We start from the raw sequence: 10,732 nt of genomic DNA, 5'->3' as shown, positions 1-10,732 counted from the left end.
CCTGCTCCAGCGCGGCATCGAGCGCCCGGCGGCGGTCCCCCGGCAACGGCCAGCGCGCGCGCACCGCTTCGCGTGCGGCATGGAGCGCCAGCGCGAGCCCGCCCAGCCCTTGCGGCAGCAAGCGTTCCAGCCGCAGGCGCAGCGCCTTGGCGAGCCCGGCGGAAGCCCCGCCCGTGCCCACCGCGATCAGCACCGGATCGCGATCGACCAGCGAGGGCACGGTGAAATCGCACAGCTCCGGGCGGTCGGTGACGTTGACCAGCAGGCCCGCGCCCCGCGCGCGGATGGCGTCGGCGCGGGCGGCCGCTTCATCGTCATGCGCGATGAACGCAAGCCGCGCGCCGGTATCGATGCCCTCCGCCAGATCGTCGACCACCACGCCGCCGGCCCGCTGCACCAGCCGTCGCTTGGCCGCCGCCGCCTCGCCCTGCCCCAGCACGACAACCGGCTGGCCGGCGATGCGGTGGAACAGGGGCAGCGATTGCATGGCGCTTCAGCCTTTCAGGAAATCGGGCACGCGCTCGGCCGCGAGGATCGTGGCCGGATCGATGCGGTCGGCCACCACCGCCCAGCGGCCTTCATCCACCATCACTTCGGGCACCAGCGGGCGCGAATTGTAGGTGTTGGCCATCGTCGCGCCATAGGCGCCGGCGGTGCGGAACACCGCCAGATCGCCCCGCGTCACGCGATCGATGTCGCGCGCCATGGCAAAGGTATCGCTCGATTCGCAGATCGGCCCGACGATGTTGGCGGTGAAGCGTTCGCCATCGGGCGTGACCGCCGCGAAATCGTGCCAGGCATCGTAGAGCGCGGGACGGGCAAGATCGTTCATCGCCGCATCGACCACCACCCATGGATGGCTGGCGCCTTCCTTGACGCGGACCACGCGTGTCACCAGCACGCCGGTGTTGCCGGTGATGACGCGGCCCGGCTCGAACATCAGCGTCACGTCCCAATCGCGGGTGACGCGTTCGACCATCGCCGCGTAGTCGGCCGGCTGCGGGAAGACCTCGCCTTCGCGGTAAGGCACGCCCACGCCGCCGCCCAGATCCATGTGCGTCACCGCATGGCCCCCTGCGCGGATGGCGCGCATCAGGCCGCCGACCTTGGTGAACGCCTGTTCCAGCGGTTCCAGCTTCGCCAGCTGGCTGCCGATGTGGAGCGCCAGCCCGCGCATGGCGATGCCGGGCGTCTCCGCCAGCCGGGCATAGATCGCGCCGGCGCGGTCAAAGGGCACGCCGAACTTGTTTTCGGCCTTGCCGGTGGAAATCTTGCCGTGCGTGCCCGCGTCCACGTCCGGATTGACGCGCAGCGCTGCCGGCGCGACCGTGCCCATCGACGCGGCGAGCGCGGCGAGTTCCAGCCCCTCCTCCTCGCTTTCGAGGTTGAACTGGCCGATCCCGGCTTCCAGCGCGCGGCGCATTTCCGCCTCGGTCTTGCCGACGCCCGAAAAGACGATGCCGTCCGCCGCCATGCCCGCCGCCAGCGCGCGCTCGAGTTCCCCGCCGGACACGACATCCGCGCCATAGCCTTCGGCGGCGAGGACGCGCAGCACGGCCAGGTTGGGGTTGGATTTGACCGCAAAGGCGATCTTCACGCGTGGCAGCACCGCCAGCGCATCGCGGAACACACGCGCATGGCGCGTCAGCGTGGCGCGCGCGTAGACATAGACGGGCGTGCCCACCGCCTGCGCGATCGCGGGCAGAGGCACATCCTCGGCGTGGAGAACGCCGTCGCGATAGTCGAAATGGTCCATGGTTCGGCCTTGAAAGAGAGATTACTGCTCGGGCGGGAGATCGAAGGGATCGTCCTCGCGCTCCTGCGAGCGCTGCCGGGGTTCGATGCCGCGTTCGGGCCGGGCCTGCACCGGCGCGCGCAACAATTCGTCGGCCACCGGACGGTCCTCGCGCCCGAAAGGCGGTTTGGGCAATTGCTGGTCGGCCAGCGGTTTCAGCGGACGCTGGTTGCCGCAGCCGGACAGGGCAAGCCCGGCCACGCCCAGCGCCAGCGCGGCGCGGATCACTGGTGCAGCCCGACGCAGGCGCCTGATCTCGCCCATTTCCATACCGTCAGTCCTCCAGCCCCAGCGCCACGCGCGCCTCGGCCACGCGCTTCCTTACCTCCACCGGCGCGGTTCCGCCATGGCTGGCGCGCGCGGCGACCGATGCCTCCACCGACAGCGCGGCATAGACCCGCTCATCGATCCGCGTGTCGATCGCCTTGAGATCGGCCAGCGGCAGCTGGTCGAGCGCCACGCCCCGGCTCTCGGCGAGCTTCACCGCGCTGCCGGTAATATGGTGCGCCTCGCGGAACGGGATGTTCGCCTGCCGCACCAGCCAGTCGGCCAGGTCGGTCGCCGTGGCATAGCCGAGTTCGGCGGCCGCGCGCATCCGCGGTGTGCGGAACGCGGCTTCGGCCACCATGCCCGTCATCGCCGCGATCGACAGCGCGAGCAGCCCGGCCGCCTCGAACACCGGCGGCTTGTCGTCCTGCATGTCCTTCGAATAGGCGAGCGGCAGGCCCTTCATCGTGATCATCAGCGCGGTAAGGCAGCCGGCGATCCGCCCGGAATGGCCGCGCACCAGCTCGGCCGCGTCGGGGTTCTTCTTCTGCGGCATGATCGAGCTGCCCGTGGAAAGGCTGTCGGGCAGCGTGACGAAGCCGAACGGCTGGCTGGCCCAGATGATGAATTCTTCCGCCAGCCGCGACAGGTGCAGCGAACACTGCGCCGCCGCCATCAGGTAATCGAGCGCGAAATCGCGGTCGGACACCGAATCGAGGCTGTTGTCGGTCGGCCCGTCGAAACCCAGCGCCTCGGCCGTGCGGAAGCGATCGATGGGAAAGCCGGTGCCCGCCAGCGCCGCCGCCCCCAACGGGCAGCGGTTCATCCGCGCGCGCGCATCGGCAAAGCGCGACCGGTCGCGCCCGATCATCTCGTAATAGGCCATCAGGTGATGGCCCAGCGTGACCGGCTGCGCCGTCTGCAGATGGGTGAAGCCGGGCATGATGCTGTCGGCATGTTCGCCGGCGCGTTGCACCAGCGCCAGTTGCAGCGCCTTCAGCCCGGCATCGACCTGTTCGCACGCATCGCGCACCCACAGGCGGAAGTCGGTCGCCACCTGGTCGTTGCGGCTGCGCGCGGTGTGCAGCCGCCCCGCCGCCGCGCCGATCAGTTCGGCCAGCCGGCTTTCGGTGGTCATGTGGATGTCTTCGAGGTCCCAGTCCTCGGGCACGCCGCTGGCTTCGTATTCGGCGGCGACCTTGTCCAGCCCCTCGGCGATCAACGCGGCGTCGTCTGCCGAGACGATGCCCTGTGCGCCCAGCATGGCGACATGGGCCTTCGACGCGGCGATGTCCTGCCGCCACAGCGCCTTGTCGAACGGGATCGAGGCGTTTATCTCGCGCATGATCGCCGACGGGCCGGCGGCGAAACGCCCGCCCCACATCTGGTTGGAGCCTGAATTGCCCGTCATCCCAGTCATCTTCCGTTCGTCAAAGGTGTTGATCCTGTCCGCCACGCTCGCGGCGGGCCTGACGCTTGCCGGGTGCGATAGGAAAAGCCCGGAGACAGCGCAACCGCAGAGCGGGGGCGAAAATGCCGCGAAGGACGGATCGGGCGGCGAAATCAAGGGCGAGTTCAACGGCACGCTCGACATCAGCAAGCGCGGCGAGGCGATCCCGGACCTGACCTTTTCCGACACCGGCGGCAAGACGCTGCGCACCGCCGACCTCAAGGGCAAGCCGGTGCTGGTCAACCTGTGGGCGACATGGTGCGGCCCCTGCGTGCTGGAAATGCCGATGCTGGACCAGCTGGCCACCAAGGAAGACGGCAAGCTGCGCGTGCTGACCATCTCGCAGGACATGGGCCAGCCCGAAAAGGTCAAGGCGCTGTTCGCCGAGAAGAAGTTCGCGCGGCTGGAACCCTGGCTCGATCCCAAGAACGATCTGGGCTTCCACTACAACACCGGGCTGCTGCCCACGACCGTGCTCTACGACAAGGATGGCAAGGAAGTGTGGCGGATGATCGGCGCGCACGACTGGTCCGGCCCGCGCACCGACGCGCTGCTGGCGGATACGCTGGCGGGCAAGTGACGCCGGCTTGAGAGGCCGCGGCAAGCGGAGTACGTTCACCGCATGACCGCGCTCAAGCTCAAGATCCAGATCACCTGCGGCGCGGAAATCGCCATGGGTCCGGGCAAGGCCGATCTGCTGGACGCGATCGCGCGGGAAGGTTCGATTTCCGGCGCGGGGCGGCTGCTGGGCATGAGCTATCGCCGCGCCTGGCAACTGGTGGACGTGATGAACCGCTGCTGGAACGAACCGCTGGTGATCACCTCCCCCGGCAGCGCGCACGGCGGCGGCGCGCGCGTCACCCCGTTCGGAACCGACGTGCTGGCGCATTACCGCGAGTTGCAGGCAAGGGTCGACACCGGCGCGCGCGGCCCCGATTTCGCCGCGCTTTCCACCGCACTGCGCAGCGAGCCCAAAGCCACTCAGAAGGACTAAAGCGCGCGGCCGCAGGCCTTGTCCGGCATGGCAAGGTCGGCGCGGGTGGTGAAGGAGGGGTCGGACAGTGCCCCCAGGAAGGCGACCAGCGCGGCCATGTCCGCCGACGTGACCGGCCGGCGGTGGCGGCGGATGACCTCGTCGATCGTGCCCGCGCTGCCATCGTGCCACCACGGCCCGGTCAGCAGGACGTTGCGCAGCGGCGGCGTGCGGAACCGCGCGCGGTCCTCGGCCCGGCCGGTCGCCTCGAACAGCCCCTGATCGGGCGCGGCGGGATCGACCGGATCGAGGCGGTGATAAGCCCGGTCGGTGAACAGCGGGCCGGCATGACATCCCGCGCAAGCGCGCGCGAACACCGCCCTGCCCTTCCGCGCATCCGGTGACAGTGCGCCGCGATCGAACGCGCTGCCGAACGAAACCAGCGTCCGTTCAAACGCGGCCACCGCGCGTGCCACATTGGCGGGATCGATCCGGCCCCCTTCGTCCGGAAAGGCGCTGCGGAACTGGCGGACATAGCAATCGTCGCGCCCAAGGCGCACGGCGATATCCCCTTCCAGCCCCTTCATGCCCATCTCGACCGGGTGCGTGCCGAACACCGGCACCGCGACCTGCGCTTCCAGCGTGGTCCGCGCCGGATCGGCGAATGTCAGCGGGGCGATCCAGCGCACGTTGGCAAGGCCGGGCACGTTGCGCCGGCCCGGCTCGCCGGTAACGCCCGGATGCGTGCGGTTGCCATCGGCGAAGGCGTGCTTCTGTTCGTGGCAGGTGGCGCAGGCCATCGTGCCATCGCGCGACAGGTCGGCATCGTAGAACAGGCGGCGGCCCAGCTCGATCCGCGCCTGTTCGATGGCCGGTGGCGCGACCGGCTCTCCCACAGGCCGGGTGGGCACGGGCAGTCCCGTCGGCCACGATGGCTTGCCCGCCGCGACCAACGCGGTCAGCGCCAGCAAGCCCGCCGCCAGCCTTGCCAACGGCATCAGGGCAGTTTCACCGCAAGAACCGTGATCGCATCCGCGCCGTTCGCGGCGATCTGCAGGGTATAGTCCCCCGGAGTCAGCGGGAAATCGACCATCTTGCGGATGCCCGAGCAATCCGGCCCGTGCCCATGCGCGGTGGAGCCGACCGCCTTGCCCCCGGCCACGAGATCGATCCACGCCCCCGATCCCAGCGCGATGCGGTAGGTGCCCGGCGCGGTGACATGCAGGCGGACAAGCCCGCCAAAGCTGACCGATCCGCCCGGCTTTTCAGGCCGCAACGGATAGCGCACTGCTGGTGTCGGCAGCAGCTTCACCCGCGCGGCCTCGCCGATGGCCAGCGTGGCGGCGGCAAGCCCGGCCACATCCGTAGCGGCAGTGCGGTCGCCGGGGCTGGCCCATGCCGCCAGGTCCCCGGTCAGCGCCACCGGCGCCGCGCAGACCGGCGGCCGTTCCTGCGCCAGAACCGGACCGGCCGAGGCCATCGACGCCAGCAGCACGCACCCCACCCTAAATCCCTTCACGATCGATCCCCGCATTGCCATACTATATTTCACTGAATATAGGCTTCGCCGCAAACCGCAAGAACGATCAACAGGGAGTCTTCCATGCGCCGCTTTCCCGCGTCCGCCCTATCCATGCGCCGCGTTCCCGCCGTGGCGGCTTCGCTGATCGCGCTCGCCTCCGCCCAGGCGCATGCCGAAGAAGCCCCGCAGCCCGCCGATGACAGCACGAAAGCGTTCACGCTGGGCCAGATCGTGGTGACGGCCGCGCCCGCCGACGGCGTGGAAATCAGCGGCGAGACTCTGAGCGCCGCCGCCATCGGCCTGTTCAACCGCAACACGCTGGACGATGCGATCAACCTGATGCCCGGCGTCAACGGCTCCAATTCCGGCGGCACGCGCAACGAACGGCTGGTGTTCGTGCGCGGGTTCGACCGGTTCCAGGTGCCGCTGTCGATCGACGGCATCCGCGTGTACCTGCCCGCCGACAACCGGCTGGACTATGGCCGCTTCCTGACGCCCGACATCGCGCAGATCCAGGTGGCCAAGGGCTATCCTTCCGTGCTCGACGGGCCGGGCGCGATCGGCGGGGCGATCAACCTTGTCACCAGCAAGCCCACGCGCGCGCTGGAAGGCGATGTGCGCGGCACGCTGAACCTGGGGCGCGAAGCGGAGTATGCCGGCTATACGGTTTATGGCCGGCTCGGCACCGCGCACGAAAAGTGGTATGCGCAGGTTTCCTATGCGCGCAATTTCCAGGACCACTGGGACCTGTCGAGCGACTACAAGCCCACTGCCACGTCGGCCGAGGACGGCGGGCATCGCGGCCTTTCCCGCAGCGAGGACTGGCGCGTCAACGTCAAGGCCGGCTTCACGCCCAACGCCACGGACGAATACGCGATCAGCTATACCCGGCAGGAAGGCTCCAAGAACGCGCCGCTGCACGTTACCGACGCGCCGTCGAGCCAGCGCTATTGGAGCTGGCCCTACTGGAACATCGACAGCCTCTATTTCCTGTCCACCACCGCGCTGGGCGACGTGGCGACGCTGAAGACGCGCGTCTATCGCAACACCTTCGACAACCTGCTGCGTTCGTTCGACGATGCCGCGCAAACGAAGCAGACCCTCGGGCGGGCGTTCAACTCCTATTACGCGGACGAAGCCTGGGGCGGATCGGCCGAACTCGGCGTGGACGCGAGCCATGCCGACCACCTGACACTGGCGGTGCATTACCGGCGCGACAAGCACGTGGAATGGCAGCAGGGCTTCCCTTCCGGCGCAACCGAGCCGAAGCAGACCAATATCGAGGACACCTACAGCATCGCGGTGGAAAACCGGCTGATGCTGACGCCGAAGCTGACCTTCGTGGCCGGCGCGAGCTTCGACTGGCGCGACATGAAACAGGCGGAGGAATATGGCACGCCGCCCGGCGGAGGCGCGGCGCGGATATTCCAGTATCCGCACAAGAACGCCGATGGCTGGAACGCGCAGGGGCAGCTTGTCTGGCAATCCGACGCCGACACGCGGATCAACGCCAGCGTCTCCTCGCGCGTGCGTTTTCCCACGATCTTCGAGCGGTTCAGCACGCAGTTCGGCACGGCGGCATCCAACCCCGCGCTGAAGCCCGAGCGCGCGACCAACGTGGAACTGGGGGGCAAGCGCCGGTTCGGCCCGGTGAGCGTGGAAGGCGCGCTGTTCTACAGCGACGTGCAGGACGCGATCGTGGCCGTGCGGCCGGCGGGCTTCCCTTCCGGCACGACGCAGCGCCAGAACCTGGGCAACGGCACCTACTATGGCGCCGAAATCGCGCTCAACGCCGCTTTGGGGGAAACGCTCTCGGTCGGCGCCAACTACACGTACATCCATCGCGATTTCGACATCACGCCAGCGGCTGGCGTCACCGTACCGCTGTTCGCGCTGACCGGCGTGCCGACGCACAAGGCGTTCCTTTACGCCGAATGGAAGCCGGTGCCAGCGCTGCGGATCACGCCCAGCCTCGACATCGCCTCCGACCGCAAGACCGCCAATACCGCCGTCACGCAGTACTACGACACCGGCCGCCACGCGCTCGCCAACCTGCGCGCGGACTGGACGGTGCGCCAGGGGCTGCAAGTGGGCGTGGGCGCGCGCAATCTGTTCGACGACAACTATGCGCTGGTCGATGGCTTCCCCGAACCGGGACGGAGCTTTTACGCCACGGCCGGCGTCGCATTCTGAGCAGCGAACGATCCGTTCCGGGCCAGGGGAAGATCCCGGCCCTTCTACACCATGGGCGCGGACGCCCCGATCTCCGCGAAATAGCGGGCCATGGCATCGGCGGCGCGATCGGTCAGCGCGATGAACGCGCGGCGGCGGTCGGTATCGTCCTCCACCCGGCGGAACAGGCCGGCGTCGGTCATCTGCGCGATCCAGCGCAGCGCGGTGGTGGGCGGCACGCCCGAGGCGATGCACAGCGAGGTGACGGAAACGCGCGCGTGTTCCGCCCGCGCGGCGGTCAGATCGAGCAGCATGTCCCACGCCGGATCGGCGAACAGATCTCCTTGAAAGAACCGGGCGCGCAACTGGCGTTGGCGGGCGATGCGCCGGATCAGGCGCGGATCGGGCAAGGGCGGCCGGGTCGCCCGCGCCAGCCGGCCGTTGTCGCGATCACGCGCGCCGCCCGCTTCCGCTCCATCGAAACGAAACGCGGAAACCTTGTCCTCCACGGTTGCACCGCTTCCATCGGCATCGCCTTCCCCCGACAAGCGGGCGAGCGTGCGCGCGATCTCGCTGACCTGCTCGGTCAGGCGCAGCAGCGTCAGCCGATCCTCGTCATCCAGTTCGCGCACCCGCTTGCCCCGCCGCGCCAATCCGCGACCCAGCGCGATCATGCGATCGGCGCGGCTGGGCGCCACCAGAATATCGGGTTGCGACTGATCGAGGCAACCGAACACCGCTTCCAGCGAATCGAGACTGGTCGACACGACCACCTGCGCACCGCCCCGCGCCGCCAGCATATCCAACCGCGACAAGGCGGCCAGTTCCGCCGCATCGACGACAGGGCAATCGACCAGCACGAGATCATCGACGCCGCGATCTTCGGGATCGTCGAGAAGCGCTCCAAGCGTGTGCGACCGGACCACGCGCAAGCCGGCGGCAGTGACATCTTCCGCCAGTTCGGCACGCAGGAACGGCTGATCGGCAAAGATCGCGACCGCCAGCGGGGCGCGCGCGCGATCGGACCGGATCGCCGTGGAATCATCGTAATCGAACCGCGTAACGCTCTGCCCCATGCTTCATCTCCGCCCTGCGAGACTGGAACAGGTAGGGAACAACGACGTGTCGAGGTCAACAATGGATAGGTCGGATTTGGCGCAACAATCCCGTCCGGCGGGCTTCAGGGCCGGATTTCGATCGGCGTTCCATCGCCTACCAGCGACCAGATTTCCTCGATTTCGGCGTTGGATACCGCGATGCAGCCATCGGTCCAGTCGCCCGGAACGCGGCCCATCGGCAGAGCGTTGGGCTGCCCATGCAGGAAGATCAGTCCGCCAGGCGAACGCCCATGCGCCTTCGCGAACGCGACGTCGGCCGGCCCGGGATAGGAGATGTGAAGCGAAAGACGATAAGCGCTGCGATCGTTTCCATAATCGATCGTGTAACGGCCCTCGGGCGTGCGCTCGTCGCCTTCGAAACGCTTGGGGCCGACGGGTTCGTCGCCCAGTTGCAGGCCTTCATAGACCCGATAGGGCCGGCCATCGGCGAACAGCGTCAGCCGCCGCGCGCCCTTTTCCACCACCACGAAATCGGCGGCGGGAAGATTGTCGGGCACGGCCTGCGCCGATCCTCCCGCCAGGAGCAGAAAGCCCAGCGGAAGAAACGGGCGCAGGCGCATCATCTCAATCGACGAAAGGATCGCGCACGAGGATAGTGTCCTCGCGCTCGGGGCTGGTGGAGACAAGCGCGACCGGGGTTTCGATCAGTTCCTGCACGCGCTGGATGTACTTGATCGCCTGCGCCGGCAGATCGGCCCACGAGCGCGCCCCGGCGGTGGTGCCGCTCCAGCCGTCCATTTCCTCGTAGATCGGCTCCACTTCCGCCTGATCGGCGGCGTGGCTGGGGAAGTAATCCAGCACCTTCCCGCGCAGGCGATAGCCGGTGCAGATCCTCACCTTCTCGAACCCGTCGAGCACGTCCAGCTTGGTCAGCGCGATGCCGGTCACGCCCGAGATCGCGCAGGACTGGCGCACCAGCACCGCATCGAACCAGCCGCAGCGGCGCTTGCGCCCGGTAACGGTGCCGAATTCGTGGCCGCGTTCGCCCAGGCGCTGGCCGGTTTCGTCCTCCAGCTCGGTCGGGAACGGCCCCGAACCCACACGCGTGGTGTAGGCCTTGACGATTCCCAGCACGAAGCCGACCGCGTTGGGGCCAAGGCCCGAACCAGCCGCCGCCGAGCCGCTGACCGTGTTGGACGAGGTGACGAACGGATAGGTGCCGTGATCGACATCGAGCAGCACGCCCTGCGCGCCTTCGAACAGGATGCGGGCGCCGGCCTTGCGCACTTTCTTCAGGCGCTTCCATACCGGCTGCACGAATTGGAGCACGAACGGCGCAATGCCGCGCAGGTCGTCGAGCAGCGCGGCGCGGTCGACCGGCGGCTGGCCGAAGCCGGCGCGCAGCGCATCGTGGTGCGCGCACAGGCGGTCCAGCTGCGCGTCGAGCGCGTCGAGGTGCGCCAGATCGCACACGCGGATGGCGCGGCGGCCGACC

12 protein-coding genes are annotated in these 10,732 nt (G+C 68.6%); 3 read left to right on the top strand and 9 right to left on the bottom strand.

Going from position 1 to position 10,732, the window contains the following annotated elements:
* From B3547_RS04175 to argH, 4 genes are all read right to left on the bottom strand, one after another.
* On the bottom strand, positions 1-487 hold a 487-nt coding region (locus B3547_RS04175; protein WP_292960489.1), incomplete at its 3' end, for a precorrin-2 dehydrogenase/sirohydrochlorin ferrochelatase family protein.
* 6 nt (positions 488-493) lie between these two features.
* Entirely contained in the window at positions 494-1,756 is a 1,263-nt protein-coding gene (gene lysA, locus B3547_RS04170) for a diaminopimelate decarboxylase (protein ID WP_292960487.1), read from the bottom strand.
* Between the two features lie 21 nt (positions 1,757-1,777).
* Positions 1,778-2,059 carry a hypothetical protein gene (locus tag B3547_RS04165; protein WP_223806816.1) on the bottom strand — a complete coding sequence of 94 codons (282 nt, stop codon included), beginning with the start codon at positions 2,057-2,059 and terminating at the stop codon, positions 1,778-1,780.
* A gap of 10 nt (positions 2,060-2,069) precedes the next feature.
* Entirely contained in the window at positions 2,070-3,446 is a 1,377-nt protein-coding gene (gene argH / locus B3547_RS04160) for an argininosuccinate lyase (protein ID WP_292960496.1), read from the bottom strand.
* Positions 3,447-3,498: 52 nt separating this feature from the next.
* On the opposite strand from argH, the gene B3547_RS04155 reads away from it, so the two are divergent.
* Positions 3,499-4,092, top strand: a complete 594-nt coding sequence (locus tag B3547_RS04155) for a TlpA disulfide reductase family protein (protein ID WP_349676472.1) — start codon at positions 3,499-3,501, stop codon at positions 4,090-4,092.
* A gap of 42 nt (positions 4,093-4,134) precedes the next feature.
* Positions 4,135-4,506, top strand: a complete 372-nt coding sequence (locus B3547_RS04150; protein ID WP_292960484.1) for a winged helix-turn-helix domain-containing protein — start codon at positions 4,135-4,137, stop codon at positions 4,504-4,506.
* On the opposite strand, the gene B3547_RS04145 is transcribed toward B3547_RS04150, so the two are convergent.
* Together B3547_RS04145 and B3547_RS04140 are read right to left on the bottom strand one after the other, a co-directional pair.
* Positions 4,503-5,483 (bottom strand): cytochrome-c peroxidase, encoded by a 981-nt coding sequence (locus B3547_RS04145; RefSeq protein WP_292960482.1) that lies wholly within the window; start codon positions 5,481-5,483, stop codon positions 4,503-4,505. The genes B3547_RS04150 and B3547_RS04145 overlap by 4 nt on opposite strands.
* Positions 5,483-6,004, bottom strand: coding sequence for a hypothetical protein (locus B3547_RS04140; RefSeq protein WP_349676471.1), 522 nt, complete (start codon positions 6,002-6,004; stop codon positions 5,483-5,485). Before B3547_RS04140 ends, B3547_RS04145 begins: the two co-directional genes overlap by 1 nt.
* Before the next feature lie 84 nt (positions 6,005-6,088).
* Here B3547_RS04140 and B3547_RS04135 point away from each other — a divergent pair, with 84 nt between their 5' ends.
* Positions 6,089-8,200, top strand: coding sequence for a TonB-dependent receptor plug domain-containing protein (locus B3547_RS04135; RefSeq protein ID WP_292960480.1), 2,112 nt, complete (start codon positions 6,089-6,091; stop codon positions 8,198-8,200).
* A gap of 44 nt (positions 8,201-8,244) precedes the next feature.
* Here the strand turns inward: B3547_RS04135 and B3547_RS04130 are convergent, their stop codons facing one another.
* The 3 genes from B3547_RS04130 to B3547_RS04120 form a co-directional block, all read right to left on the bottom strand.
* Positions 8,245-9,255 (bottom strand): winged helix DNA-binding protein, encoded by a 1,011-nt coding sequence (locus B3547_RS04130; RefSeq protein ID WP_292960478.1) that lies wholly within the window; start codon positions 9,253-9,255, stop codon positions 8,245-8,247.
* Positions 9,256-9,359: 104 nt separating this feature from the next.
* Positions 9,360-9,860, bottom strand: a complete 501-nt coding sequence (locus B3547_RS04125) for a L,D-transpeptidase family protein (protein WP_292960476.1) — start codon at positions 9,858-9,860, stop codon at positions 9,360-9,362.
* Between the two features lies 1 nt (position 9,861).
* Positions 9,862-10,732: adenylosuccinate synthase (locus B3547_RS04120; RefSeq protein ID WP_292960474.1), on the bottom strand; the 871-nt coding region annotated here is incomplete at its 5' end.

Source organism: Novosphingobium sp. UBA1939 (assembly GCF_002336885.1).
GTDB lineage: Bacteria > Pseudomonadota > Alphaproteobacteria > Sphingomonadales > Sphingomonadaceae > Novosphingobium.
The sequence above is the reverse complement of the archived record's forward strand: the minus strand, read 5'-3'. Positions and strand labels throughout refer to the sequence as shown.

Excerpts from the sequence above, each read along its gene's own strand:
- B3547_RS04165 (WP_223806816.1), bottom strand. The coding sequence starts at position 2,059 with ATGGGCGAGATCAGGCGCCTGCGTCGGGCTGCACCAGTGATCCGCGCC.
- B3547_RS04130 (WP_292960478.1), bottom strand. The coding sequence starts at position 9,255 with ATGGGGCAGAGCGTTACGCGGTTCGATTACGATGATTCCACGGCGATC.
- B3547_RS04135 (WP_292960480.1), top strand. The coding sequence starts at position 6,089 with ATGCGCCGCTTTCCCGCGTCCGCCCTATCCATGCGCCGCGTTCCCGCC.
- argH (WP_292960496.1), bottom strand. The coding sequence starts at position 3,446 with ATGTGGGGCGGGCGTTTCGCCGCCGGCCCGTCGGCGATCATGCGCGAG.
- B3547_RS04145 (WP_292960482.1), bottom strand. The coding sequence starts at position 5,483 with ATGCCGTTGGCAAGGCTGGCGGCGGGCTTGCTGGCGCTGACCGCGTTG.
- B3547_RS04125 (WP_292960476.1), bottom strand. The coding sequence starts at position 9,860 with ATGATGCGCCTGCGCCCGTTTCTTCCGCTGGGCTTTCTGCTCCTGGCG.
- B3547_RS04150 (WP_292960484.1), top strand. The coding sequence starts at position 4,135 with ATGACCGCGCTCAAGCTCAAGATCCAGATCACCTGCGGCGCGGAAATC.
- lysA (WP_292960487.1), bottom strand. The coding sequence starts at position 1,756 with ATGGACCATTTCGACTATCGCGACGGCGTTCTCCACGCCGAGGATGTG.